General features: G+C 65.8%; 22 protein-coding genes. 6 read left to right on the top strand and 16 right to left on the bottom strand.

Features of this window, described 5'->3' with window-relative positions:
- Positions 1–231 precede the first annotated feature (231 nt).
- Positions 232–681: an REP-associated tyrosine transposase gene (locus ACY8GK_RS00555; protein WP_196180211.1), complete on the top strand. Its 450-nt coding sequence runs from the start codon at positions 232–234 to the stop codon at positions 679–681.
- Positions 682–1,026: 345 nt separating this feature from the next.
- Here the strand turns inward: ACY8GK_RS00555 and ACY8GK_RS00550 are convergent, their stop codons facing one another.
- The 4 genes from ACY8GK_RS00550 to fadD2 form a co-directional block, all read right to left on the bottom strand.
- Positions 1,027–2,145, bottom strand: a complete 1,119-nt coding sequence (locus tag ACY8GK_RS00550) for a beta-ketoacyl-ACP synthase III (protein ID WP_196180209.1) — start codon at positions 2,143–2,145, stop codon at positions 1,027–1,029.
- A 222-nt stretch (positions 2,146–2,367) separates the two neighbouring features.
- Entirely contained in the window at positions 2,368–6,273 is a 3,906-nt protein-coding gene (hrpA, locus tag ACY8GK_RS00545; protein WP_196180207.1) for an ATP-dependent RNA helicase HrpA, read from the bottom strand.
- Positions 6,274–6,559: 286 nt separating this feature from the next.
- The gene (fadD1, locus tag ACY8GK_RS00540; RefSeq protein ID WP_462402012.1) at positions 6,560–8,257 is read right to left on the bottom strand and encodes a long-chain-fatty-acid--CoA ligase FadD1; all 1,698 of its coding nucleotides are present in this window, start codon (positions 8,255–8,257) and stop codon (positions 6,560–6,562) included.
- 286 nt (positions 8,258–8,543) lie between these two features.
- Complete coding sequence (gene fadD2 / locus ACY8GK_RS00535; protein WP_462402011.1) at positions 8,544–10,235, bottom strand: long-chain-fatty-acid--CoA ligase FadD2; 1,692 nt, start codon at positions 10,233–10,235, stop codon at positions 8,544–8,546.
- A 426-nt stretch (positions 10,236–10,661) separates the two neighbouring features.
- On the opposite strand from fadD2, the gene ACY8GK_RS00530 reads away from it, so the two are divergent.
- Positions 10,662–11,132, top strand: a complete 471-nt coding sequence (locus tag ACY8GK_RS00530) for a MaoC family dehydratase (RefSeq protein ID WP_196179728.1) — start codon at positions 10,662–10,664, stop codon at positions 11,130–11,132.
- Positions 11,133–11,168: 36 nt separating this feature from the next.
- On the opposite strand, the gene ACY8GK_RS00525 is transcribed toward ACY8GK_RS00530, so the two are convergent.
- The 3 genes from ACY8GK_RS00525 to ACY8GK_RS00515 form a co-directional block, all read right to left on the bottom strand.
- Positions 11,169–11,660 (bottom strand): SRPBCC family protein, encoded by a 492-nt coding sequence (locus ACY8GK_RS00525; protein WP_196179726.1) that lies wholly within the window; start codon positions 11,658–11,660, stop codon positions 11,169–11,171.
- 301 nt (positions 11,661–11,961) lie between these two features.
- The gene (locus ACY8GK_RS00520; RefSeq protein ID WP_462402010.1) at positions 11,962–12,606 is read right to left on the bottom strand and encodes a LysE family translocator; all 645 of its coding nucleotides are present in this window, start codon (positions 12,604–12,606) and stop codon (positions 11,962–11,964) included.
- Between the two features lie 148 nt (positions 12,607–12,754).
- The gene (locus tag ACY8GK_RS00515) at positions 12,755–13,012 is read right to left on the bottom strand and encodes a DUF2790 domain-containing protein (protein ID WP_196179723.1); all 258 of its coding nucleotides are present in this window, start codon (positions 13,010–13,012) and stop codon (positions 12,755–12,757) included.
- A gap of 270 nt (positions 13,013–13,282) precedes the next feature.
- On the opposite strand from ACY8GK_RS00515, the gene ACY8GK_RS00510 reads away from it, so the two are divergent.
- Entirely contained in the window at positions 13,283–13,732 is a 450-nt protein-coding gene (locus tag ACY8GK_RS00510; RefSeq protein WP_462402009.1) for a GNAT family N-acetyltransferase, read from the top strand.
- On the opposite strand, the gene def is transcribed toward ACY8GK_RS00510, so the two are convergent.
- The 3 genes from def to ACY8GK_RS00495 all read right to left on the bottom strand — a co-directional run bounded on the left by def (position 13,687) and on the right by ACY8GK_RS00495 (position 15,537).
- Positions 13,687–14,223, bottom strand: coding sequence for a peptide deformylase (gene def / locus ACY8GK_RS00505; protein WP_196179720.1), 537 nt, complete (start codon positions 14,221–14,223; stop codon positions 13,687–13,689). The two genes, ACY8GK_RS00510 and def, sit on opposite strands and share 46 nt — an antisense overlap.
- Entirely contained in the window at positions 14,220–15,179 is a 960-nt protein-coding gene (locus ACY8GK_RS00500) for a YihY/virulence factor BrkB family protein (protein ID WP_462402008.1), read from the bottom strand. The genes def and ACY8GK_RS00500 overlap by 4 nt, the downstream gene beginning before the upstream one ends.
- Before the next feature lie 166 nt (positions 15,180–15,345).
- Complete coding sequence (locus tag ACY8GK_RS00495) at positions 15,346–15,537, bottom strand: CsbD family protein (protein ID WP_196179715.1); 192 nt, start codon at positions 15,535–15,537, stop codon at positions 15,346–15,348.
- Between the two features lie 243 nt (positions 15,538–15,780).
- Here ACY8GK_RS00495 and kdsA point away from each other — a divergent pair, with 243 nt between their 5' ends.
- Positions 15,781–16,623 (top strand): 3-deoxy-8-phosphooctulonate synthase, encoded by an 843-nt coding sequence (gene kdsA / locus ACY8GK_RS00490; protein ID WP_196179713.1) that lies wholly within the window; start codon positions 15,781–15,783, stop codon positions 16,621–16,623.
- A gap of 27 nt (positions 16,624–16,650) precedes the next feature.
- A complete protein-coding gene (gene kdsB / locus ACY8GK_RS00485) occupies positions 16,651–17,937 on the top strand; it encodes a 3-deoxy-manno-octulosonate cytidylyltransferase (protein WP_462402007.1) in 1,287 nt (428 codons plus the stop codon).
- 312 nt (positions 17,938–18,249) lie between these two features.
- Here kdsB and ACY8GK_RS00480 read toward each other — a convergent pair whose 3' ends face one another.
- Positions 18,250–19,182, bottom strand: a complete 933-nt coding sequence (locus ACY8GK_RS00480) for a KpsF/GutQ family sugar-phosphate isomerase (protein WP_196179709.1) — start codon at positions 19,180–19,182, stop codon at positions 18,250–18,252.
- A 60-nt stretch (positions 19,183–19,242) separates the two neighbouring features.
- A complete protein-coding gene (gene pyrF / locus ACY8GK_RS00475) occupies positions 19,243–19,944 on the bottom strand; it encodes an orotidine-5'-phosphate decarboxylase (protein ID WP_196179707.1) in 702 nt (233 codons plus the stop codon).
- A gap of 169 nt (positions 19,945–20,113) precedes the next feature.
- Between pyrF and ACY8GK_RS00470 the strand changes: the two genes are divergently transcribed.
- A complete protein-coding gene (locus ACY8GK_RS00470; protein ID WP_196179705.1) occupies positions 20,114–20,281 on the top strand; it encodes a DUF2897 family protein in 168 nt (55 codons plus the stop codon).
- Positions 20,282–20,386: 105 nt separating this feature from the next.
- On the opposite strand, the gene ACY8GK_RS00465 is transcribed toward ACY8GK_RS00470, so the two are convergent.
- The 4 genes from ACY8GK_RS00465 to ACY8GK_RS00450 form a co-directional block, all read right to left on the bottom strand.
- A complete protein-coding gene (locus ACY8GK_RS00465) occupies positions 20,387–20,707 on the bottom strand; it encodes a ComEA family DNA-binding protein (RefSeq protein WP_462402006.1) in 321 nt (106 codons plus the stop codon).
- Positions 20,708–20,851: 144 nt separating this feature from the next.
- Positions 20,852–22,846: a polysaccharide biosynthesis protein gene (locus ACY8GK_RS00460; RefSeq protein WP_462402005.1), complete on the bottom strand. Its 1,995-nt coding sequence runs from the start codon at positions 22,844–22,846 to the stop codon at positions 20,852–20,854.
- Positions 22,847–23,024: 178 nt separating this feature from the next.
- Positions 23,025–24,038, bottom strand: a complete 1,014-nt coding sequence (locus ACY8GK_RS00455) for an MraY family glycosyltransferase (RefSeq protein ID WP_196179740.1) — start codon at positions 24,036–24,038, stop codon at positions 23,025–23,027.
- A complete protein-coding gene (locus ACY8GK_RS00450; RefSeq protein ID WP_462402004.1) occupies positions 24,038–25,018 on the bottom strand; it encodes a UDP-glucose 4-epimerase family protein in 981 nt (326 codons plus the stop codon). The genes ACY8GK_RS00455 and ACY8GK_RS00450 overlap by 1 nt, the downstream gene beginning before the upstream one ends.
- Position 25,019: the final 1 nt, after the last annotated feature.

Raw genomic sequence — 25,019 nt, 5'->3', positions numbered from 1 at the left:
CAGGGGCCGCTCCCACACCGGTCATCGCGGTCTCCTGTAGGAGCGGCCCCTGTGCCGCGATTGGGCCTGCAAGGCCCATGAAATCGGCCATCGATGAGTATCAGGCGGACGCTTCAGCCTCAGAAAACATGCCATAGCACACCCGAGCAACGATCGGTAAAACAATCACGCCTACCCTCACCTCCCTGCCTTCTAAGCTTCCTGACCCATACCCTGCCAAGGAGGCTGCGCATGCACTACCCCGCATCCCATCGACTACGTCGCGGCCGGTTTTCAGAGCCTGGCCGCATTTACCTCGTCACCACCGTCACCCATCGGCGGGCACCGCTGTTTCAACAGCTCAAGGCTGCCAGAACCGTCATCCGACACGTACAAACGCGCCCCGGCGAATTCGACACCCTGGCCTGGGTCTTGATGCCCGATCACCTGCACTGGCTCCTCCAGCTGGAATCGTCCAGGCTCGAGCGTGTGGTGCATGGCTTCAAATCCTGCAGCAGTGCGGCGTTGCTCAAGGCTGGGCTGGCGACCGGGCGGGTGTGGCAGGCGGGTTATCACGACCGGGCGCTGCGTCGTCGGGACGACGTGCGTACCGCCGCGCGCTATATCGTGGCCAACCCGCTAAGGGCAGGATTGGTGGACCGGGTGGGCGCTTATTCGCATTGGGACGCGGTGTGGTTGTGAGCCGGGATGGCATGGTCCCTAACGCTTCCGGCGCCTGGTCCTTCTGGTACAGGTGCAGGGCGATCACCGAACGGGGCGAACGGGTGTCGGCCTGGCGTGACGCTGGGCGTGGATCGGCGTTGCTGATTTTGCGGGCCCTGCGGGCCCAATCGCGGCACAGGGGCCGCTCGCGGTCTCCTGTAGGAGCGGCCCCTGTGCCGCGATTGGGCCTGCAAGGCCCATGAAATCAGCCATCGATGAGTATCAGACGAGCCAGGTCTTAGGGACCACGTGGGCGGGGTGTGGTTGCGAACGCCCCACGGCAACCCGCCCTTTCGAGCGCCAGGGCTGCGCCCTGGCAGGCCTTTACCGCTTGCGCAGCACCACGCTGCCGATCGAATACCCCGCCCCGAACGAACTCAACACCCCCAGTGCCCCCGGCTGCAGATCATCCTGATGCAGGTGGAAGGCGATCACCGACCCAGCCGAGCTGGTGTTGGCGTACCGGTCGAGGATCACCGGCGCCTCGGCCTCGCTCGCCTCGCGGCCGAGCAGCTTCCTGACGATCAGCTGGTTCATGCTGAGGTTGGCCTGGTGCAGCCAGAACCGCTGGATGTCGCCTGGTTCCAGCTGCAGCTCGGCCAGATGCCTGCCGATCAGTTCGGCGACCATCGGGCAGACTTCGCGGAACACCTTGCGGCCTTCTTGGACGAACAGTTTTTCCTCGGCCAGGGCGCCATCCTCGGCGCGGTTGAGAAAGCCGAAGTTGTTGCGGATGTTGTTGGAGAACTGCGTCAGCAGCTTGGTCCCGAGGATCTCGAAGCCATGCGAGGAGCTGGCCTGGTCGGCCCTTTCCAGCAGCACGGCGGTGGCCGCATCGCCAAAGATGAAGTGGCTGTCGCGATCACGGAAGTTCAGGTGCCCAGTGCAGATCTCCGGGTTGACCACCAGCACCGCGCGGGCCTGGCCAAGCTGCACGCTGTTGGCCGCGGTCTGGATGCCGAAGGTGGCCGAGGAGCATGCCACGTTCATGTCGAAGCCGAAGCCCTGGATGCCCAGGGCCTGCTGCACTTCGATGGCGATGGCCGGGTACGGACGCTGCAGGTTGGAACAGGCGACGATCACCGCGTCGACATCGGCGGCGCTGCGACCGGCCCGCTCGAGGGCCTGGCGCGCGGCGGCCACCGCCATTTGGCAGAGGATCGACGGCTCGTCGTTGCCACGCTCGGGCAGGCGCGGGCGCATGCGCTGCGGGTCGAGAATGCCGGCCTTGTCCATCACGAAGCGGCTTCTGATCCCCGACGCCTTCTCGATGAAGGCGGCGCTCGACTCGGCCATGGCGGACATTTCGCCACGCCCGATGGCCTCGGCATGCGCGCTGTTGTACTGATGCACCCAGGTGTTGAACGAAGTCACCAGCTCTTCGTTGCTGATGCTCTGGGGTGGCGTGTAGAGACCGGTGCCGCTGATCACGACGTCGTGCACAGTCGTTCCTCTTGTTCTAGGGCCGGCCACGCTTGGATGACCGGCCTGCGATGGAATGGTTGGTGGCACTTTAGTACCAATTTCTGGACGTGCCGCGCCAGGATGCACGGCATCGAAGCCTCCTGCCGTCGCAGGCAGGTCTTGCCGCCCTGCGGCAGCACCTGTCATACCCTCATCGTCCAGGATCGAGTGTGCCCAAGTGTGCCACAAAACGCCCCGGCTTCACGCCTCTACCTGGCTCCACTGCTTGCTCAGGCGCTTGTCGGAAACCGGCACCTTGGTGCCCAGCTGCTGGGCGAACAACGACACCCGGTACTCTTCGAGCAGCCAGCGGTACAAGCTCAGCTGCTCGTCGCGCTTGCCTTCCTGGGCGTGCTTGTCGACGCGGGCCTGGTACTGGGCCCACAGGTTGCCCAGCTCGACACTCCAGACCCGATCCTTCTGCACCTGTGCGCCCAGCTTTTCCAGGCGCAACTCGATGGCCTTGAGGTAACGCGGCAGTTCCTTGAACCACACGCCAGGGGTCTGGCGGACGAAGCCAGGGTAGACCAGATGGGCCAGCTGCTGCTTGATGTCATTGAGCGACACCGCATGACTCAGGTCGATCCGGCCCTTGAACCGCTTCTGCAAGCCATGCCACAGCTTGAGCACTTCCAGGGTCTGGCGCGCCAGGCGCTCGGCATGCTCGGCCCAGCTGCCACGCTTGCGCTCGGCCAGCGAAGCCAGGCCGGCGCCGTCGCGTGGCAACGATGCCTCGCCTTCGAGGATGCAGCTGTCGAGGCTGGCCAGCAGGATGTCCTCGACCAGCGCATCGACCCTCCCCATGTCGCGGTACAGCAGGCCCAGCTCGGTCAGCCCTGGCAACTTGCCACGCAGGAACTTGGCCGGCTCGGCCAACTGCTGCAGCAACAACCGCTGCAAGGCGCGGCGGTGCTGGAACTCGGCTTCGGCCTGGGTCGAGAAGCGCCCTTCGCGCACCGCGCCGTGGTCTTCCACCAGCGCCGGGTAGACGGTCATCGACAGGCCGGCGATCTTCTGCTGGGCGGTCTGCGCCACCTCGGCGAACGCCTTGGCCTGTACCGGCTGCTCGGCTTTCTCGTTGCGCGGCATGGCCAGCGCGGCCTGGCTGGCGGCGGCGAAGCGCGCGGTCAGCTCGGCCAGGTCACGCCCTTCGCCAAGGAACTTGCCCTGGCCGTCGACCACCTCGATGTTCATCCGCAGGTGCCCTTCCACCAGCCCGGCGGCTTCAGCCCAGGCTTCGTCAGCGACCCGCACGCCGGTCATGCGCAGCAGTTCCTGGCCCAGCGCCTGGGGCAAGGCGCCCTGGCCGAACGCCAGGCGCGCCAGCGCCGCGCGGACGAAGTCCGGCACCGGCACGAAGTTCTTGCGCAGGGCCTTGGGCAGGTTGCGCACCAGGGCGATGCACTTGGCCTCGAGCAGCCCCGGCACCAGCCACTCCAGGCGCTCGCCCGGCAGGCTCGGCAGCAATGGCGCCGGCACTCGCACGGTGACGCCATCACGCGGATGGCCAGGCTCGAAGTGGTAGCTCAAGGGCAGCCGCAGCTCGCCGACTTGCAGCGCGTCGGGGTACTGCGCGGCGGTCACTTCGCTGGCCTGGCGGGCCAGCACGTCCTCTTCGCGCATGATCAGCAGGTTCGGGTCCTTCTGGCTGTTGCCCCGGTACCAGCTGTCGAAGGTCGCGGTCTGGTGGATCTCCTGCGGCAGGCGCGCCTCGTAGAAGGCATAGAGGGTTTCCTCGTCGGCCAGGATGTCCCGGCGGCGGGCCTTGGCCTCGAGCTCGTCGAGCTGCTCGAGCAAGCGCTTGTTGGCTGCCAGGCACTTGGCCCGCGACTGGATCTGCCCGCCGACCAGGCCGTCGCGGATGAACAGCTCGCGGGACACCTGCGGATCGATGGGACCGAAATGCACCGGGCGCCGACCGACCAGGATCAACCCGTACAGCGTGATCTGCTCGTAGGCGACCACCTGGCCGCGCTTCTTCTCCCAGTGTGGCTCGAAATGGTTCTTCTTGATCAGGTGCATGGCCAGCGGCTCGATCCAGTCAGGCTCGATCTTGGCGACCATGCGCGCATAGAGCTTGGTGGTCTCGACCAGTTCGGCGGCCATCAGCCACTGCGGACGCTTGCGACCCAGCCCGGATGAGGGGTGCACCCAGAAGCGGCGCTGGCGCGCGCCCTGGTAGTCGCCATCCTCGGTCTTGTGGCCGATCTGGCTGAGCAGGCCGCTGAGGATCGCCTTGTGCAGGCGCGGGTAGTCGGCCGGCTCCTTGTTGGCCGTCAGTTGCAGGTCGCGGCAGATCAGTGCCAGCTGGCGGTGGGCATCGCGCCACTCGCGCAGGCGCAGGTAGTTGAGAAAATTCTTCCGGCACCAGCTGCGCAGCGGGTTGGCGGTCAAGGCCTGGCGCTGTTCCTCGAAGCCACGCCAGAGGCTGACCAGCGCGGCGAAATCGGAGTCGCCATCCTTCCATTGGGCGTGGGCCTGGTCGGCGGCCTGCTGGCGCTCTGGCGGTCGTTCGCGGGGGTCCTGCACCGACAGCGCGCTGGCGACGATCAGCACTTCCTGCAGGCTGCCCTGGCGTGCGCCTTCGAGCAGCATACGACCGAGCCGAGGGTCGATCGGCAGGCGCGCCAGCTGGCGACCCAGCGGGGTCAGCTGGTTCTCGCGATTGACCGCCGAAAGTTCCTGCAGCAGGTTGAACCCGTCGCTGATGGCCTTGCCATCCGGCGGCTCGATGAACGGGAAGGCATCGATGGCACCCAGGCGCAGGTGCAACATCTGCAGGATCACCGCCGCCAGGTTGGTGCGCAGGATTTCCGGATCGGTGAAGGCCGGCCTGGCATTGAAGTCTTCCTCGCTGTACAGGCGCACGCAGATACCCGGCTCGACCCGCCCGCAGCGGCCCTTGCGCTGGTTGGCGCTGGCCTGGGAAATGGCTTCGATGGGCAGCCGCTGGACCTTGGCGCGGTAGCTGTAGCGGCTGATGCGCGCGGTGCCGGTGTCGATCACGTAGCGAATGCCCGGCACCGTCAGCGAGGTTTCGGCGACGTTGGTCGCCAGCACCACGCGGCGCCCGGCGTGGGACTGGAAGATGCGCTGCTGCTCGGCCGGCGACAGCCGTGCGTACAGCGGCAGGATCTCGGTATGCCGCAGCTGCGCCTTGCGCAGCAGCTCGGCCGCGTCGCGGATCTCGCGCTCGCCGGGCAGGAATACCAGCACATCGCCCGGCCCCTTGCGCTCGTGGCGCTCATGCTCGGCGATCTCGTCGAGGGTGGCGAGGATCGCCTGGTCGACGGTCAGATCGTCCTCGAGTCGATTGCCCTCCTCGTCCTGCTCGCTGGTCAGCGGGCGGTACCAGGTCTCGACCGGAAAGGTACGACCGGACACCTCGATGATCGGCGCGCCATCGAAGTGCTTGGAGAAACGTTCCAGGTCGATGGTCGCCGAGGTGATGATCAGCTTCAGGTCCGGCCGGCGTGGCAGCAAGGTCTTGAGGTAGCCGAGCAGGAAGTCGATGTTCAGGCTGCGCTCGTGGGCCTCGTCGACGATGATGGTGTCGTAGCGCTCGAGGAAACGATCGTGCTGGGTCTCGGCCAGCAGGATACCGTCGGTCATCAGCTTGACCAGGGTATTGGCGTCGCTCTGGTCCTCGAAGCGCACCTGGTAGCCGACCAGCGCGCCCAGGGGCGTGCCCAGCTCTTCGGCCACCCGGGCGGCGACGCTGCGCGCGGCGATCCGCCGGGGCTGGGTATGGGCGATCAGGCCATGGCTGCCGCGACCCAGTTCCAGGCAGATCTTCGGCAGCTGGGTGGTCTTGCCCGAACCGGTCTCGCCAGCGATCACCAGCACCTGGTGTGCGGCCAGGGCCTTCTTGATTTCGTCACGCTTGGCGGCGATCGGCAGGCTGTCGTCGTAGCGCACCTGCGGCACGCTGGCCTGACGAGCAACGACCTGGGCGCAGGAAGCCTGGACTTTTTCCACCCATTGCGCCAGGCGCGCCTCGTCGGGACGCTTGCGCAAGTCGTGAAGCTGCCGCCGCAGGCGATGGCGGTCGGCAATCATGGCGTGGTCGAGGTTCTTCAGCAGCTGGTCTATGGCGTGGTCTGTCATGAGGCTCGCGTGGCGCAGGGGGCCCTGCGTGATGATGATCGGCGTTGAGATGTGGATTGTCGCAGATTTGCGCGGTGGGCGGCATGGGGCGGTGGATCGCCGGGACGCTGTGTGAGCCGCGGGAGCGGCCGCCGCCGGGGTGCCGGACCGGCCGCGATAGGACGCGCAGCGCCCTCAGGTCTGGCAAGCGACAGGGTCGTGAACAGGTGCGCACTGGGATGCTCGGCTGGTTTGCGGGATTCCGGGGGCCGCTTTGCGGCCCACCGCGGCCGGTCCTACACCCAGCTCACCCCGCCTTCTTCAAGCCCTGCTTCTTCAGCTCTTCGTCGCGCAGCTCGCGGCGCAGGATCTTGCCGACGTTGGTGGTCGGCAGCGCATCGCGGAACTCGACCTGCCGGGGTACCTTGTAGCCGGTGACGTTGGCGCGCATGTGCTCGACCACCTGTTCCCTGGTCAGGGTCATGCCTGGCTTGACCACCACGAACATCTTGATCACCTCGCCGGACTTCTCGTCCGGCACGCCGATGGCCGCGCATTGCAGCACGCCCGGCAGGCTGGCGAGGACATCTTCCAGTTCGTTGGGGTACACGTTGAAGCCCGACACCAGGATCATGTCCTTCTTGCGGTCGACGATGCGCATGTAGCCGTCGGGCTGGATCAGCGCGATATCGCCGGTCTTGAGCCAGCCTTCGCTGTCGAGGATCTCGGCGGTGGCTTCCTCGCGGCGCCAGTAGCCCTTCATCACCTGCGGGCCCTTCACGCACAGCTCGCCGACCTCGCCGAACGGCAGCTCGCGGCCACCGTCGTCGATCACCTTGCACAAGGTGGACGGCACCGGGATGCCGATGGTGCCGATCTGGTTGGCCTGGGCCGGGTTCACCGCGGCCACCGGGCTGGTCTCGGTCATGCCGTAGCCTTCGCAGATGGCGCAACCGGTCACGGCCTTCCAGCGCTCGGCCACGCTGAGCTGCAAGGCCATGCCGCCGGACAGGGTGATCTTCAGCGCCGAGAAATCCAGGGCGCGGAAGGCATCGTTGTTGCACAGCGCCACGAACAGGGTATTGAGCCCGACGAAGCCGCTGAACTTCCACTTCGCCAGCTCCTTGACCATCGCTGGCAGGTCACGCGGGTTGGTGATCAGCACGTTATGGTTGCCGATCAGCATCATGGCCATGCAGTGGAAGGTGAAGGCGTAGATATGGTAGAGCGGCAGCGGCGTGATGAGGATTTCGCAGCCTTCCTTGAGATTGGCGCCCATCAGCGCCCGGCACTGCAACATGTTGGCCACCAGGTTGCGGTGGGTCAGCATGGCGCCCTTGGCGACGCCGGTGGTGCCGCCCGTGTACTGCAGCACGGCGACATCGTCGGGCTGCGGGTTGGGCTCGGCCAGCGCCTGACCCTTGCCCTTGGCCAGCGCATCGTTGAAGCGCACGGCCTGGGGCAGATGATAGGCCGGGACCATCTTCTTGACGTACTTGACCACGCTGTTGACCAGCAGGCGCTTGAGCGGCGGCAGCAGGTCGGCCACTTCGGTGACGATGACGTGGCGGACCTCGGTGCGCGGCACGACCTTTTCCGCCAGGTGGGCCATGTTGGCCAGGCAGACCAGGGCCTTGGCGCCGGAGTCCTTGAATTGGTGCTCCAGCTCGCGCGCGGTGTACAGCGGGTTGGTATTGACCACGATCAGGCCGGCGCGCATGGCGCCGAACACGGCCACCGGATACTGCAGGACGTTGGGCAGCTGCACGGCGATACGGTCGCCGGGCTCCAGGTCGGTGTGGTGTTGCAGCCAGGCGGCGAAGGCACCGGACAAGCTGTACAGCTCACCGTAGGTGAGGGTCTTGCCCAGGTTACTGAACGCCGGCTTGTCGGCGAAACGCTCGCAGGACTGCCTGAGCACCGCCAGGATATTGGGGAACTCGTCCGGATCGATTTGCGCCGGTACCCCGGCCGGGTACTTGTCCTTCCAAAAATGGTCGATCATGGAAAGCCCACTCCTTTAGCACCGCGAGTTCTGCATCGCATCGATGCGATTGTTATAGATATGGGATGACGGATCGCTCGACGACCGGTTCATCCAGAAGCGCGCCGAGAGTAGCAGCTTTGCCAGGAGGCGCCTAGCTCAAGGAGGGGCTGTAAAGTCACGAAAGTGACCATTTACACCGATTCAGTCACCAAAAGAATAAATTAACGTTTCCGTCATGAAGCCTTCGCTACGGCCTGCCAGCACGCCCCGAGCTGCGGCGGCCGGCACACCGTCACCTGGCGGTTCAGACCGCCATGTCCCGCAACTCACGGCGCAGGATCTTGCCCACCGGGGTCATTGGCAGCGCATCGCGCAGGACGATCTGCCTGGGTACCTTGTAGGCGGCCAGGTTGGCCCGGCAGAACGCCTCCAGCTCCTCGACGCGAAGACCCGCCTGGCGCGGCACCACGAACAGCCTGACCGCCTCGCCGGAGCGCTCGTCGGGGACGCCGATGGCGGCGCAACTGGCCACCTGCGGATGGGTCATGAGCACCTCTTCGATCTCGTTGGGATAGACGTTGAAACCAGAGACGATGATCATGTCCTTCTTGCGATCGACGATCCGGGTGAAGCCGTCCGGGTCGATCACCGCGATATCGCCGGTCTTCAGCCAGCCCTGCTCGTCCAGTGCCTGGGCCGTGGCCTCGGGCTGGCGCCAGTAGCCCTGCATGACCTGCGGCCCCTGGATGCACAGTTCGCCAGCCTGGCCCAGCGGCAGCTCCTGCCCCGTCTCGTCGATGACCTTGAACGCAGTGCCCGGTACCGGCACCCCGACCGTGCCCAGGCGCGCCTGCCGGCCGTAGGGGTTGGTGCTGGCCACCGGTGAGGTCTCGGTCAGGCCGTAGCCTTCGACGATGCGGCAGCCGGTGAGGTTTTCCCAGCGTTCGGCGGTGGCCTTGACCAGCGCGGTGCCGCCGGAGTTGGTGATCTTCAACGCGGAGAAATCCAGGCGGGCGAAGCCTGGATGATCCATCAGCGCGACGAACAGGGTATTGAGCCCGACCAGCGCGGAGAAGCGCCATTTGCCCAGCTCCTTGATGAACGCCGGGATGTCCCGAGGGTTGGTGATCAGCACGTTGTGGTTGCCGGTCACCAGCATGCACATGCAGTTCGCGGTGAAGGCATAGATGTGGTACAGCGGCAACGGCGCGATCATCACCTCCTCGCCCTCCTTGACCAGCACCTGGCCATCGGCACCACGCTGGCGCAGGCAGGCGAGCACCTGCAGCATGTTGGCGACCAGGTTGCCGTGGGACAGCATCGCGCCCTTGGCCAGGCCCGTGGTGCCACCGGTGTACTGCAGCACGGCGAGATCATCCAGCCCCAGCGGTACCGGCCGTGGCTCGAGCCCCTTGCCCTGGCGCAGCACCTGGCGCATCGACACCGCCTGCGGCAGGTGGTAGCGCGGAACCATCTTCTTCAGCTTGTCGACCACGGTATTGACCAGCCAGCCCTTGGCGGCCGGCAGCAGGTCGCCCATGCGTGCCTCGATCAGGTACTCGATGTCGGTGTCCGGCAGCACGGCCTGCACACGGTTGCCGAACAGGTTCAGGTAGACCAGCGCGCGCACCCCGGCGTCGGTGAACTGGTGGCGCATTTCGCGCTCGGTGTACAGCGGATTGGTATTGACCACCACCAGCCCGGCACGCATGGCGCCGAACACGGCGATCGGGTATTGCAGGACGTTGGGCATCTGCACGGCGATGCGATCGCCGGGCTGGAGCTGGGTATGCCGTTGCAGCCAGGCGGCGAAGGCGGCGCTGTGACGGTCGAGATCGGCGTAGGTGAGCGTCACGCCGAGGTTGCTGTAGGCCGGGCGGTCGGCGAAACGCCGGCAGGCGCGTTCGAAGACCTCGACGACCGAGGCGTGGCGGGTGAGGTCGATGGTGGGCGGGACGCCTTCGGGGCGTTTGTCGTTCCAGAAGTCGGCGTGCATTTATTGTTGTCCTCTGGGTGGTCCGGGGTGTCTGCGCGTGGTGGGTGGTGGCCGTCCGGGAGCCGCCTTGCGACCCATCGCGGCCACCAGGGCCGCGCCTACGCCAGCCGTGCACATCTCACGACCGGGATAGCCCGCGACGCCGCCCCATCAGCACAAACCGGACGTTAGCAGCTCCACCCCACGCCAGAACCGCCATCAACATCTTGAATTCCTTTAATGCCTGCAGAACCCCGCGCAACTCCCTTGTCCATGGCCGTGGCCGGCAAATGTGATGCAACTCATTGCACCGAACGTCTCACCGAGCACACCCAGCCAAGCGGCAACCGTGCCTTGCCGCTATCATCGGCTGACCCAGCGAGACACCTGTGGCCCAGCCCGCGCCGGGCCACAGGCGCCTCGTCAGCCCTCCTACAGGAAGCCAAGATGACCCAGGTCACCAACACGCCCTACGAAGCACTCGAAGTCGGCCAGACCGCCAGCTACAGCAAGTCCGTGGAAGAGCGCGACATCCAGTTGTTCGCCGCGATGTCCGGTGACCACAACCCGGTACACCTGGACCCGGAATTCGCCGCCCGGAGCATGTTCAAGGAGCGCATCGCCCACGGCATGTTCAGCGGTGCGCTGATCAGCGCGGCGGTGGCCTGCACCTTGCCCGGCCCCGGCACCATCTATCTGGGCCAGACCATGAGCTTCCAGAAGCCGGTGAAGATCGGCGACACCCTCACCGTGCGCCTGGAAATCCTCGAGAAGCTGCCCAAGTTCAAGGTTCGCATCGCCACCAACGTGTACAACCAGAACGACGAGCTGGTGGTCGAGGGCGAGGCGCAGATTCTCGCGCCACGCAAGCAGCAGACGGTCGAGCTGGTCAGCCCGCCGAACTTCGTCGCCGGCTAATCGAGCGCCTCAGGCCGGATGAACCAGCGCCAGCGCTCAGTCGGGCATGCGCTGGGTCACTACCTCCACCAGGCGGTCGAAGCTTTCGCCCCAACCTTGGTGGAAGCCCATCTGCTCGTGGGTACGGCAGTCGGCGGCGCTCCAGTGCCAGGCGCGAGCGGTGTGCCGGGTCCTGCCGTGTTCGTCGTCGAAGCAGGCCACGGTGGTCACGAAGGCCCTGTTCGACGGCACCCAGCCTGGCCCGAAGGCGTCGGTGAACACCAGCCGACGCGGCGCCGTGATGTCCAGGAACAGGCCCTGGCTGACATGCTCGGACCCGTCGGGGGCGCGCATCCGCAGGCGCAGCAGCCCACCGACCCACAGTTGCAACTCGCATTCGGGCGTGGTCATGCCATGCGGTCCCCACCACTGCATCAGCCATCGTGGCTCGGTCCAGGCGCGGAACACCTTGTTGGGCGGGGCATCGATCAGCCGACTGACCGACAGTTCATGTAGCGCCACTCCCTGGCCTGCGAGTGCAAGGCTCATGTGGTCGTGCTCCAGAGACGGATGACGTTCGGATTCCAGGCAGGCTGTAGGCTTTGTACGAAAAGTCGTCGAGCGGCGATCAGGCCAGGCGAAAACAGGCGAGCAAGCGCCGTTTACTGGTTGTAAACGAGCATTCCGAGCTGTTTGCAACGTAGCCCGATCGCCGCGCAGGCACTTTTCGTACAAAGCCTAGCGCAGCCCTTGGTCACGATAGACCAGGGGCGGGCCTTGCATGCCCTCGCCCGTCAGGTCGGCCAGTGCGATTGGCGATAAGCCGCGTTGCGCTGGTGCGCGAAGCGTCCTACAGCGCAGCCGGCGCCAGCATGAATTCGCGATAGCCGGAAGTGATCACATAGACCGCGAAGTAGCAGAAGATGGCTGCCGACAGCAGGTATGACCAGGTCAGCAGCCGATCCCCCAGCAAGCGCCCGCCATGGCTGGCGATCCCGCACAGCCCCGTGGTCCAGACCAGCCCGGCCGCGAAGAACCCGGCAAGGAACAACCCTGCATCGAGCGCGCCGCCGTCCGCGGAGCGGGAGATCAGCACGCCACCGACAGCGGCGAACCAGAGGATCGCGCTTGGCGAGGACATGGCCAGGAACACCCCACGCAGGAACTCGCGCCAGGCCGGCTCGACCACGACGTCCGCGCGGGCTTGCAGCTGACCGCCGCGCCAGGCTGCCAGCAGCATCTTGATGGCGAACCACACCAACAGCGCCGAGCCGCCGAGCCACAAGGCCCAGCGCACCGATTCGAACTGCAGCAGCACGGTCATGCCAGCCAAGGCCGCCAGGGCATAGATGAGGTCGCCCATGCAGGTTCCGAAGCCAAGCCAGAAGCCCTGGAGGAAACCCCGTTGCATGGCGAGGGTGATCATGGCGATGTTGGCGACGCCGATATCAAGGCACAGGGACAGGCTGAGGAGGAATCCATTCGAGAAAGGCATGGGAGGCTCTGGAGTGCGGGTTGGCGGTATCGCGCCCATTGTTCCAGAATCCGCTGTCGATGTGAGCCCTTCATGGGCTGAGTTCGCTTCGATTGCAGGGCCGCCCTGCAGCCCTGCAATCGAAGCCGACACGCGGCGACTCGCCAGCTCAGCCCTGGCTACAGCCTTGTCCCATCACCCGATACTCGATCACATGCACCTTTCCCTGGTGATCTTCATAGGTCATGGTCGCCGGCACCACCTCACACACTGGGGGAATGTCGGACAGGCTGATGACGCGCTTGATATCCAGGCGGGTACCATACTCATACTGCTGGGCCACCGGCTGGGTCACCGGAGGGCTGGCCTGCCCGGCAAGCGCCATGGAAGAAATGCTGGCCAATGCCAGGCTCGATAAGGTTTTCATGTCGGATGCACCTTGCACGCAAGACTCGCTGATCGAAACTTCATAGGCCAGATAGCGCGGAGAAGTTGTCATCGAATGGATGACACGAAGTACCGATCCCTCTTCAGGGTTACAGCGGGGGATGCAGAGATTCTACGCCCATGCCGATGCAGTGACAGCCCGTCAGGCAGAGATTGGCCATGCCGGCCGGCGTACAATCGCAACTGCGCTCGACTGCTGCTGGCGATCAATCGAAAAGCCAGTGGTCATTCATTCATCGAAAACGTGTCCATGCCCATGTTCCATTGCAGCCCCTTGCTCGGCCCCGAGCGCCGTCTGCTCGACCATTTCTACCGTCGACAGGGCTCGCGCATGCGCACTACCGGCGACGGCCAGCCGTGGGTGGCGCGGGCCAGCGAAATCGTCGCCGGCCTGACGCTCACGCCAGTGGCCGAAGGGCAATGGCTGACCGGCTTGCTGGTTGCCCCGGCCTGGCGGCACAGGCAGGTGGCATCGCGGTTGGTGAACGCCTCACTGGTGGCCGCGCCTGGCCCGACCTGGCTGTTCTGCCACCCTGACCTGCTGCCGTTCTACCAGCGCCTGGCCTTCGTCGAGGCCAGGGAGCTGCCACGGAGGCTCGCCGATCGCCTGGCCCGCTACCAGCGCGCAAAGCGCCTGGTAGCGCTGGTTCGTGCTCAGTCGGCGCTGGCCTCGAGCCCTGGAAACAGCACCTCGGTGTAGCCGAACTTGCTGAAATCGCGCACTCGCGAGGGATACAACCGACCGATCAGGTGATCGCATTCGTGCTGCACCACGCGCGCGTGGAAGCCGTCGGCGAAGCGGTTGATGGGGTTTCCTTCGGGGTCGATGCCTTCATAGCGGATATGTCGATAGCGTGGCACCACCCCGCGCAGGCCGGGCACTGACAGACAGCCTTCCCAGCCTTCCTCCAGCTCGCTGCCCATCGGCTCGATCAGCGGATTGAGCAGGATGGTGCGCGGCACGGGTTCGGCATCCGGGTAGCGCTCGCTGCGCTCGAAACCGAAGATCACCAACTGCAGGTCGACACCGATCTGCGGCGCTGCCAGCCCGACCCCGCCGACGTGCGCCATGGTTTCGAACATGTCGTCGACCAACTGGCGCAGCTCGGCGCTGCCGACCAGGTGTTGCGGTATCGGCTGGGCGATGCGCAGCAGGCGCTCGTCGCCCATCCTGAGGATTTCCCGGATCATCGGCTGCCCGACCCTTGGGGCTGGACGTCAGGGGCGGACGGTTTGTCCTTGCCCAGCACGGAGGTCGGCTCGGCTGGCTGGTTGCCGTCCATGTCCTTCTCGCCCTTGTCCTTGCCCTCGGCCGACATGTGCTCGATCACCGCGTTCATTTCCGCGCCCAGCAGCAGCACCGCCGAAGAAATGTAGAAGTACAGCAGCAGCACGATGATGGTCCCGATGCTGCCATACATGGCGTTGTAGTCGGCGAAGTTGGAAACATAGAAGCCGAAGCCCAGCGAGGCGACGATCCACACCACCACCGCCAGCACCGAGCCTGGCGTGATGAAGCGAAACTTCTGCTGCACGTCCGGCATGACGTAGTACATCAGCGCCACGGCCACCATCATCAGGATGACGATCACCGGCCAGCGCAGGATGGTCCAGAGCGTCACGATGAAGTCGCCCAGCCCCACCTGGGAGGCGATCCACTCCATCACCTGCGGCCCGAGCACCATCAGCGCCGCGACCGCCAGCAACATGCAGGCGAAGCCCACGGTATAGAGAATCGACAGCGGGATACGCTTCCATACCGGCCGGCTTTCGGGCACGTCGTAGGCGGCATTCATCGCGCTCATCATCAAGCGCACGCCGGCCGAGGCCGTCCACAGGGCGATGACGATACCGACCGAGAGCAGGCCGCCCTTGGATTCCTGCAACTGGTCGATCACCGGGTTGACCTGCTCCAGCGCCTGGCCCGGCAGCACCAGCTCGGCCTGCAGGCGCAGCCAGGAGAAGAAGTCCGGCAGGTGCAGGAAACCGATCAGCGCGATCAGGAACAGCAGGAAAGGGAACAGCGAGAACAGCATCTGGTAGGCCAGTGCCGAGGCGTAGGTGGACATCTCGTCATTGAGGAACTCGTTGACGGTGCGTATCAGTACCTTGTGGACAGGCAGACCCTGCATGGCGGAAAAAATCATAGCGTCTCCTTCGCCGTTTCGACGGTCATCGGATCAGGCCCGACAACTTCAGGGGGCCTACGTGGCTGCAAACAAGTCTAGTAGACCACGGGGGACAACCTGCTGCTCCCCGACGGACAAAGAAAAACGGCCACAAACGAGTGGCCGTGTTCATCACAGAAAGCGATCAGGGCTTCTTGGTGACGTCATCGACAGCATTCTTCACGTCGCCCTTGACCTGCTGGCCCTCGCCCTTCACTTCCTGAGCCTTGCCTTCGGCGCGCAGCCGGTCGTTGTCGGTCACCTTGCCCACGCCCTGCTTGACGTTGCCGATCGCTTCGTTGGCCAGGCCTTTTGCTTTGTCGGTAGTGCCGCTCATGAGGACTCTCCTTGGTTGGACACGCAACTGTGTCGTTACAGGAATGGAGCGGCGCAAGCGGTGAGAAGTTCCGGGTTTCTTGTACAGGGTGAACGGGTTGTACAGGTTGCGTGGCGATCGGGTGGGCTGTGCAGCAGCCTGCAACACACCTCAGCCCACTGCGCCCAGCCCCTGCCCCAGCGCACCGAACTGGTATACTCCCGCGCTACCCCCAGCCACCGACTGCTATCGCGAAGTGATCCCATGGTAAAAGTTTCCCCTTCCATCGAATGCGCCAATGAGCTGCCCTTCGTCCTGTTCGGCGGCGTCAATGTCCTGGAATCGCTGGACCTGGCCCTGACCGCTTGCGCCGAATACGTGCGCGTCACCGAGAAGCTCGGCATTCCCTATGTGTTCAAGGCCAGCTTCGACAAGGCCAACCGCTCTTCGATCCACTCCTACCGTGGCCCTGGGCTGGAAGAAGGCCTGCGCATCTTCGAGAAGGTCAAGGCCGAGTTCGGCGTACCGGTGATCACCGACGTCCATGAGACCCACCAGGCCGACCCGGTCGCCGAAGTGGTCGACGTGCTGCAGCTGCCGGCCTTCCTGGCGCGCCAGACCGACCTGGTGACCGCGCTGGCCAAGACCGGCAAGCCGGTCAACATCAAGAAGCCGCAGTTCCTCAGCCCCTCGCAGATGCAGAACATCGTGCACAAGTTCAAGGAAGCCGGTAACGACCAGCTGATCCTCTGCGATCGCGGCACTTGCCTGGGCTACGACAACCTGGTGGTGGACATGCTCGGCTTCGGCGTCATGAAGCGCACCTGCGACAACCTGCCGATCATCTTCGACGTGACCCACGCCCTGCAGCAGCGCGATCCGTCCGGCGCCGCCTCCGGTGGCCGTCGCGAGCAAGTGGTCGAACTGGCCCGCGCTGGCATGGGCGTGGGCCTGGCCGGCCTGTTCCTCGAGGCGCACCCGAACCCCGACCAGGCCAAGTGCGACGGCCCCAGCGCCTTGCCGCTGGACAAGCTGGAGCCGTTCCTGGCGCAGATCAAAGCGCTGGACGACCTGATCAAGTCCTTCCCGGCGCTGGACATTCGCTGACCAGCCAGCGTCGAACGAGGTGCGAACATGACAGACACTCCGCCACGGGTCGCGATCGTCATCCCGGCCCGCTACGCCTCCACCCGCCTGCCAGGCAAGCCGCTGGCCGACATCGCGGGCAAGCCAATGATCCAGCACGTCCACGAGCGCGCCAGCCAGGTGGGCAATGTCGACGTGGTCCTGGTGGCCACCGATGACGAGCGCGTGGCCCAGGCCGTGCGCGGCTTCGGCGGCGAATGCGTGATGACCTCGCCGGCGCATGCATCCGGCACCGACCGCCTGGTCGAGGTCATGGCCAAGGTCGAGGCCGACCTGTACGTCAACCTGCAAGGCGACGAGCCGCTGGTGCGCCCCGCGGACATCGAAGCGCTGGTCGACGGCATGCTGGCCGACCCTGGCGTGGACGTAGGGACGCTCTACCATCCGATCGACCGCCAGGAAGCGGCCAGCCCCGACAGCGTCAAGGTGGTTCTGGGCAACGACGGCAACGCCCTGTACTTCAGCCGCTCGCCAATCCCCTACCCGCGCGACGGCGAAACGGCGCGCTACCTCAAGCACGTCGGGGTGTACGCCTACCGCCGCGCAGTGCTCGCGGTCTATTCCAGCCTGCCGCAGCCGATGCTCGAACAGGCCGAGAAGCTCGAGCAGCTGCGTCTGCTGGCGGGCGGCTACCGTATCCGCGCCTTCCCGGTCGAGCCGACCGGGCCCGGCGTCGACACGCCAAGCGGGCTGGAGCAGGTCCGGGCGATCATCAGCGGCCAGGCAGCCACGCCCCAACCGACCCTGCGCGACATCCGCCTGGTGATCACCGATGTGGATGGCGTGCTCACCGATGGCGGGCTGTTCTACGACGCCAGCGGCGAATGCCTCAAGCGCTTCCATGTGCGTGATGGGCTGGGCATGCGCCTGCTGCAAGAGAACGGCGTGCAGGTGGCGGTGCTCTCCGGTCGCGACTCGGCGGCGCTGCGCAAGCGCGTGGCCGACCTGGGCGTCGGCCTGTGCCAGTTCGGCGTCAAGGACAAGCAGGCCGCCTGCGCGCAGTTGATGGCCGAGGCAGGGGTCCAGGCCTGGCAGACCGCCTGCATTGGTGACGACTCGATCGACCTGCCAGCGTTTGCCGCCTGCGGCCTGTCGTATGCAGTGGCCGATGCGCCACATTACGTGAAGGCAGCCGCCAGCGGCGTGCTGGAAACGGCCGGAGGCCATGGCGCATTCCGCGAACTGGCCGATGCGATCCTGCTGGCCCAGGACAAGGGCGCGGTGTTCGGCACGGCGGCGGGGTATGCACGAGTGATGACGAAAATGGTGCAGTAGAGGGTGTGGTGTGTTGGGCCGTGCTTCCAGCAGCCTCGCTAGGTGTTCGCTGCGTTGGCTGATCCCACTAGGCCCGACCAGCCTCGACCGGATGCACGTCTTCGAGTCATCCAGCAGCGCGCAGCTGTGCAAGCCCGGGGCGCGGGCCGGGCATGCCTGACAAGCCGGGCACCACGACCGGGCCTTGCGCAGGCACGAGGATGTTTGCCAGGTCGCCCGCTGCATCATTGCCAACCCGCTCAGGGCCGGCCGGGTCCGTGATGTCGAGCACTATCCTCAGTGGGGATGCGGCCTGACCGTGACCAGCCGCGCTCAGTCGAAGATCTCGACCACTCCGACCACCGCGCCGCCGTCACCGGTCACCGCCAGCGCCCGAATCTTGTGCTCGACCATGAACGCCTCGGCTTCGGCAAGCTGGGCGTCCTGGTCGATGGTGCGCGGGCTGCGGGTCATGAACGCCGAGACCGGCGAGTTGACGATGCCCTGGTCTTCCAGCAACGCCCGACGCAGATCGCCATCGGTGACGATGCCGACCAGCTTGTCCTGGTCCAGCACCAGGGCCAGGCCGAGACGGCTGCGGGTCATGACCAGCAGGCAATCATGAAAGCGAGTGTCGGGCGCGACCACTGGCGCCGGTGCGTGCATGACGTCGCGCACCCGGGTCAGCAGCTTGCGGCCCAGGCTGCCACCGGGGTGGTAGCGGGCGAAATCCATCGGCTTGAACGCGATGGCCTCGATCAGCGCTACCGCCAGGGCATCGCCCATGGCCATGGTGGCCAGGGTCGAGGTGGTCGGCGCCAGGTTGTTCGGGCAGACCTCGCGCTCCACCGAAATGTCCAGCCAGATGTCGGCATGCCGGGCCAGGGTGGAGGTGCCCTTGCCCGTCATGGCGATGATCCTGTTGCCGAACGACTTCAGGCTCGGGATCAGCTTGATCAGCTCTTCGGTCTCGCCGCTGTAGCTGATCAGGATCAGCACGTCGATCGGCTTGAGCATGCCAAGGTCGCCATGGAACGCCTCGGCCGGGTGCAGGAAGAAGCTAGGGGTACCGGTGGAGGCGAAGGTGGCGACCATCTTCTTGCCGATCAGGCCCGACTTGCCCATGCCGCAGACCACCGCGCGCCCCTTGCAGCCGAGCAGCAGCTCGACGGCGTTCTGGAAGTTGTCATCCAGGCGGCTGGCCATCTGGGTGACGGCTTCCGCCTGGGCGATGAGGGCTTTCTTTGCAATGGGAAGGTGGTTCATCTACAGGGTCGTATCTTCAAGGGAGCGAATCGAAAACAGGCAGACGCCGCGACAGGCGACTCAGCCGCGAATTTCCGCCACTGCAGCGGCCAATGCCTGGGCCGGGTCGGCGGCCTGGGTGATCGGACGGCCGATCACCAGGTAGTCGGAGCCGGCATCCAGCGCCTGGCGTGGCGTGAGGATGCGACGCTGGTCGTCCTGGGCGCTGCCGGCCGGCCGGATGCCCGGGGTCACCAGTTGCAACGCCGGATGCGCGGCCTTGAGCGCCGGCGCCTCGAGCGCCGAGCAGACCAGGCCGTCCATGCCCGCTTTCTGCGCCAAGGCGGCCAGGCGCAGCACCTGTTCCTGCGGCTCGATGTCCAGGCCGATCCCAGCCAGGTCCTCGCGCTCCATGCTGGTCAGCACGGTCACGCCGATCAGCAACGGCTGCGGGCCGGAACGCTTGGCCAGTTCCTCGCGGCAGGCAGCCATCATGCGCAGGCCACCGGAGCAGTGCACGTTGACCATCCACACACCCATCTCGGCAGCGGCCTTGACCGCCATGGCGGTGGTGTTGGGGATGTCGTGGAACTTGAGGTCGAGGAACACTTCGAAGCCCTTGTCGCGCAGCGTCTCGACGATGCCCGCGGCGCTGCTGGTGAACAGCTCCTTGCCGACCTTCACCCGGCACAGGGCCGGATCGAGCTGGTCGGCCAGCTGCAAGGCAGCCTCACGGGTAGGGAAATCCAGGGCTACGATCAAGGGCGTCTGGCAAGTGGACATGGGGCATGGTCTCTAGGCAAGTCTGAATCGGCGGGCATTGTAAACGAAGTGCCAGGCCGATGGGGCCGAAGATCATGGACGGACGATGGCTTGCCAGGAAAGGGAACCGGGCGGCACGGCGGGCGTTCGAAGTAGTATGTGACGCGTTCGCTCGCCTATGGAGAATGCCATGCCCTGGTACGCCTGGTTGATATTGCTGATTGCCCTCGGCTCCATCGTCGGAGGCTTGCTGCTGCTGCGCGATACGGCGAGCAAGTTGCCGTTGACCGAGCAACAGAAGCAGAAGATCAAGGAGCGCAATGCCGAGGCGGATGCCAAGGAGGCTCGGGATCGTTGACCATCACCCGTGAGCTGTGAGCCGCAAAGCCGCAAGCTACAAGTGGAAGCAGATCGAGTCGTCGACACGCTCAGCTTGTAGCTTGCGACTTGCGGCTGGGCGGTGCTACTCCACTCTCAACTTCTCTCTATTGCGTTCCAGCAGGGCGCTGCCGATGCCCTTGACCTCCAGCAGCTCGTCCACCGTGGCGAACGGGCCGTTGGCTTCACGGTAGGCGACGATGGCTTCGGCCTTGGCCTTACCGATGCCCAGGAGGTGGCCTTGCAGGGCGGAAGCATCCGCCTTGTTGACGTCGATCTGGGCCTGGATCGCCTGCTCGACCGTGGCAGCCTGGGCCACCGGCTCCGCCTTCGGCGCCGCGCCGACCGAGAGCGACAGGCTGGCGACGAGTGGCAGAAGCAGGGTAGAGAGAAAGGTCTTGCGCATGATGGATCACTCCTGTTGATGGCTAGAGGCAGCGTTTCCTTGGCTGCCCGAGACACCCTAGCGCGTGCGACGTCGAAATCAATGCAGGCACTTTCGCGCAATGTTTACCAAATCCGACAGGTCGAGCGCGACCTGTCGTGATCTTCAGGAATCCAGCCGCCGCTGCTGGTAGATCCAGTCGACGATCTCGCCATCGGGCGCATACCCGCAGACCAGCTCACGCAGCAGCTGGCGCACGTGCGAACAGTCGTTGCGGTCGACCGCCGCCTGCAACTCGCCGAGCTTGTCCTTGAGCTGCGGCCAGGGCAGGAAGTCCTCGTTGGCGGACATGATCATCGGGTGGCGAGTGGGCTCGACGTTATCGCCGATCAACAACTCTTCATACAATTTCTCGCCCGGCCGCAGGCCGGTGAACTCGATGGCGATGTCGCCCGAAGGGTTGCGCTCGGAGCGCACGCTGAAGCCGGAGAGGTGGATCATCTTCTCGGCCAGCTCGACGATCCTGACCGGCTTGCCCATGTCCAGCACGAACACCTCGCCGCCCTGCCCCATGGAGCCGGCCTGGATCACCAGCTGCGCGGCCTCGGGGATGGTCATGAAGTAGCGGGTGATGTTCGGGTGGGTCACCGACAGCGGCCCGCCGGCCTTGATCTGCTTGTGGAACAGCGGAATCACCGAGCCGGAGGAGCCGAGCACGTTGCCGAAGCGGACCATGGTGAAGCGGGTCTTGCTGACCTGGGCGACGTTGTCGGCCGCGCCCAGCAGCACCGGCGCCGGTTCGCAGCTCAGCGCCTGCAAGGTCATCTCGGCCAGGCGCTTGGTGCTGCCCATGACATTGGTCGGGCGCACGGCCTTGTCGGTCGAGATCAGCACGAAGCTCGAAACCCCGGCCTGCAACGCCGCCTGGGCAGTGCCCAGGGTACCCATGACATTGTTCAACACGCCTTCGGCAATGTTGTGCTCGACGATCGGCACGTGCTTGTAGGCGGCGGCATGGTAGACGGTATCGACGCGCCAGGTCTTCATGATGTCGAGCATGTGCGCCTGGTTGCGCACCGAGCCGAGGATCGGCAGTACCTGCACCCGCGACGATTCACGGCCGATGCGCTCCTCGAGTTCGGCGGCGATGCTGTAGAGGTTGAACTCGCTGTGATCGAGCAGGATCAGCAGCTTGGGCTTCTGCCCGAGGATCTGCCGGCACAGCTCCGAACCGATCGAGCCGCCAGCCCCGGTGACCAGCACCGACTGGCCGACGATACAGCGTTCGAGCAGATCAGGCTGGGCCGGCACCGCATCGCGCCCGAGCAGGTCGGCGATGTCCACCTCCTGGATGTCGTCGACCTTCACCCGGCCGCTGGCCAGGTCCATGATCGCCGGGATACTGCGCACGTGCAGGGCGAAGCCTTCGAGATAGCCAAGGATCTCGCGGCGCCGCCCGCGGGAGATCGACGGCAGCGCGAGCAGGATCTCCTCGGCGCCAGTGTCGTCGATCATGCGCTGGATATGCTCGGGCTTGTACACCTGCAGGCCGGAGATCATCCGCTCGGTGATGTTCGGATCATCGTCGATGAAGGCCACCGGGCGCATCACCTTGCCCATGCGCAGCGCCGCCACCAGCTGGTTGCCCGCCGCCCCGGCGCCATAGACGGCCACCTTGGGCAGGCCGTTGTCACGGCTGGTGAAAGGCACATGCTGGGCAGCGGTGAACCAGTCGCCGAGAAAGTACTGGCGCATGGCCAGGCGCAGCCCACCGATGATCAGCAGGCTCAGCCACCAATAGATGAAGATGATCGAGCGCGGTATCACCTGCGGTGGCGTGCTGTACCAGAAGGCCACCAGCGTGAGCAGCAGCGAGGCCAGGCTGACCGCCTTGACGATCGCCACCAGGGCGTCGTTGCCGAAGTAGCGCATCACCGCCCGGTACATGCCGAAGCGGATGAACAACGGGATCGATATGATCGGCGCGGCGACGAACAGCCAGGGGTGGACCATGATCGGGTTGTACATCTCGTCGATGCCCAACCGCACGATGAACGCCAGCCACAGCGCCAGCCAGACCAGGACGACGTCGGTGGTGACCTGGATCAGACGCTTGTGCCGACGTGGCAGGTTCACGAGGTAGGTGCGCAACTTGTCCATATGTGCCGGCCCAAGGGGCCGCCCTCTTCAAAGTGGTGCGCCCGGTAGGGCCGGTGCGCTTGTGTTGTCGTTCCTGGGCTGTGGGGTGGCAGTCTTTTCGAGAAGGGCCCGCGTTGCGGGCCATCGCGGCCGCTCCGGCACCCCGGCTGCAATGGCCTCTACACGTCCAGCCACAGCCCTATGCCCGCTCCGTCCGCCCTGCACCGTACCACAGCGCCAGCCCGACCAGTGGCAGATAGCCGATCACCACGCCAAGCACCCCATCGAGCCCCAGCCGAACCACGCACAAGGCCACTGGCAACAACCACCCCAAGGTGATCGCCACGCTGGCCAGGGTCACCGGCAGGTGCCTGCCCAGGCGCCGCGCGGCGTGCTGGTAGGCGTGACTGCGATGGGCCTGGTAGACCTTCTCGCCGTTGAGCAGCCGACGCAGCAGGGTCACCGTGGCGTCGACCACGAACACCCCGAGCACGATCACCCAGGCCCACAGGTAGTCCGCTTGCAGCCACGCCCCTTGCAGCGACAGCGCGCCGAGGGTCAGCCCGAGGAAGCCGCTGCCGGCATCGCCCATGAAGATCTTCGCCGGCGGGAAGTTCCAGAGCGCGAACCCCACCACCGCCGCCACCAGCAGCAGCGGTACGATCACCGCCTGCCCGTGCCCGCCGATAAGGTAGATCGCGCACATGGCCAGGCACACGGCAATGGCTTCGAGCGCGGCGATGCCGTCGATGCCGTCCATGAAATTGTAGAGATTGAGCAGCCAGACCAGGTACACCGCCGCCACCGGCAACAGCAGCCACGGCGAGCAGATCGGCAACCCGGCGACCACCATCAGCGGCAGCCCGTCGAGCCAGGCCAGTACCCACACCGCCGCGGCGAAATGCCCGAGCAGGCGCCAGCGCGCCGGAACGTGCCGGTGGTCGTCGATGAAACCGATCAGCGCCACCAGCAGGCCGCCCCCGGCAAGCGCCAGGTAGTCGTCGCCCGCGACCAGGCCGCTGAACCAGAGCCCGGTCAGCGCCACCAGGAACGCACAGACGATCGCCACCCCGCCACCCCGCGGTGTCGGCACGCTGTGCGAGCTGCGGGCGTTGGGAATATCCATGAGGCGCGACAGCGCATAGCGGCGAATCAGGGCCGTCAGCAGAAAGGCACCAAGCCCCACGGCAGCCAGCAGCCAGGCGATAGACATCATGTACGACGGGACTCCAGGAAATGCGTCGCGGTGGCTTGCAGGGCCTGGTCCACCGCGACCGACGGTTGCCAGCCCAGCAGCTGGTGGTTCTTGTGGATGTCGACCTGCAGCGAGCCGAGCAGCCGCTGCACGACCGGCGTCCTGCCGGTGAGCCGGCCCGCCAGCGCCAGCCAGGCCGGCGGCACCGGCAACAGCCTGGCGCGACGCCCCAATGCATGGGCCATGCGGCGCAGCAGTTCGGGGGTGGACAGATCCTCGCCATCGCTGGCCAGGAAGGTCTGCCCGGCCGCCTGCGGGTGCTCCAGGCATACCCCGATGAGGTCCACCAGGTTGCCCAGGCTGACCAGGCTGCGGCGGTTATCCACCGCGCCCAGCGGCAGCGGCACGCCACGTTGCAGCCAGCGCATCATGCTGGCGAAGTTGGCCGCCACGCCGGGCCCATAGACCAGCACCGGGCGGATGATCACCAGTTGCATGCCGCTGGCTTGCGCCAGGCGTCGCAGCCCCTGCTCGGCCTCGTGCTTGGAGATGCCGTACGGATCCACCGGCCTGGCAGGCTGCTCGGCATCGAACGGGCAACCCGGACGGGTTTGCTCGCCGTTGACCTTGATCGAACTGATGAACACGAAGCGCCGTACCCCGGCCCGCGCGGCCTGCTCGGCCAGTGCCAGGGTGCCTTCGACATTGACCCGACGAAACTCGGCCAACGGATCGCTGGCCGCCTCGGCCATCACATGCACGCGTGCGGCGGCATGCACCACCTGCTCCACGCCAGCCAGTGCGCCAGCCCAGTCGGTGCGCGAGTCGAGCCCGGCCACCACGACCTTGCGTGCGCCGGTTGGCACTTCGGCGTCGGCCCGCCGCACCGCCGCGACCACCGGACGCGCTTGCTTGCCCAGCAGGTGCGCGACCAGCGCCCGCCCGACGAAGCCGTTGCCGCCGGTGACCAGTACCGCGCCCATGTGTTCACTTCCCATG

The sequence above is a fragment of the Pseudomonas sp. Marseille-QA0332 genome, assembly GCF_054950175.1.
The sequence above is the reverse complement of the archived record's forward strand: the minus strand, read 5'-3'. Positions and strand labels throughout refer to the sequence as shown.

Coding starts and splice junctions, on each gene's coding strand:
- ACY8GK_RS00555 (WP_196180211.1), top strand. CDS start 232: ATGCACTACCCCGCATCCCATCGACTACGTCGCGGCCGGTTTTCAGAG.
- ACY8GK_RS00520 (WP_462402010.1), bottom strand. CDS start 12,606: ATGCCTTTCTCGAATGGATTCCTCCTCAGCCTGTCCCTGTGCCTTGAT.
- ACY8GK_RS00495 (WP_196179715.1), bottom strand. CDS start 15,537: ATGAGCGGCACTACCGACAAAGCAAAAGGCCTGGCCAACGAAGCGATC.
- ACY8GK_RS00460 (WP_462402005.1), bottom strand. CDS start 22,846: ATGGACAAGTTGCGCACCTACCTCGTGAACCTGCCACGTCGGCACAAG.
- def (WP_196179720.1), bottom strand. CDS start 14,223: ATGATCCGGGAAATCCTCAGGATGGGCGACGAGCGCCTGCTGCGCATC.
- kdsB (WP_462402007.1), top strand. CDS start 16,651: ATGACAGACACTCCGCCACGGGTCGCGATCGTCATCCCGGCCCGCTAC.
- ACY8GK_RS00470 (WP_196179705.1), top strand. CDS start 20,114: ATGCCCTGGTACGCCTGGTTGATATTGCTGATTGCCCTCGGCTCCATC.
- ACY8GK_RS00510 (WP_462402009.1), top strand. CDS start 13,283: ATGCCCATGTTCCATTGCAGCCCCTTGCTCGGCCCCGAGCGCCGTCTG.
- ACY8GK_RS00455 (WP_196179740.1), bottom strand. CDS start 24,038: ATGTCTATCGCCTGGCTGCTGGCTGCCGTGGGGCTTGGTGCCTTTCTG.
- ACY8GK_RS00500 (WP_462402008.1), bottom strand. CDS start 15,179: ATGATTTTTTCCGCCATGCAGGGTCTGCCTGTCCACAAGGTACTGATA.
- fadD2 (WP_462402011.1), bottom strand. CDS start 10,235: ATGCACGCCGACTTCTGGAACGACAAACGCCCCGAAGGCGTCCCGCCC.
- ACY8GK_RS00525 (WP_196179726.1), bottom strand. CDS start 11,660: ATGAGCCTTGCACTCGCAGGCCAGGGAGTGGCGCTACATGAACTGTCG.
- ACY8GK_RS00480 (WP_196179709.1), bottom strand. CDS start 19,182: ATGAACCACCTTCCCATTGCAAAGAAAGCCCTCATCGCCCAGGCGGAA.
- ACY8GK_RS00515 (WP_196179723.1), bottom strand. CDS start 13,012: ATGAAAACCTTATCGAGCCTGGCATTGGCCAGCATTTCTTCCATGGCG.
- ACY8GK_RS00450 (WP_462402004.1), bottom strand. CDS start 25,018: ATGGGAAGTGAACACATGGGCGCGGTACTGGTCACCGGCGGCAACGGC.
- kdsA (WP_196179713.1), top strand. CDS start 15,781: ATGGTAAAAGTTTCCCCTTCCATCGAATGCGCCAATGAGCTGCCCTTC.
- hrpA (WP_196180207.1), bottom strand. CDS start 6,273: ATGACAGACCACGCCATAGACCAGCTGCTGAAGAACCTCGACCACGCC.
- ACY8GK_RS00530 (WP_196179728.1), top strand. CDS start 10,662: ATGACCCAGGTCACCAACACGCCCTACGAAGCACTCGAAGTCGGCCAG.
- pyrF (WP_196179707.1), bottom strand. CDS start 19,944: ATGTCCACTTGCCAGACGCCCTTGATCGTAGCCCTGGATTTCCCTACC.
- fadD1 (WP_462402012.1), bottom strand. CDS start 8,257: ATGATCGACCATTTTTGGAAGGACAAGTACCCGGCCGGGGTACCGGCG.
- ACY8GK_RS00465 (WP_462402006.1), bottom strand. CDS start 20,707: ATGCGCAAGACCTTTCTCTCTACCCTGCTTCTGCCACTCGTCGCCAGC.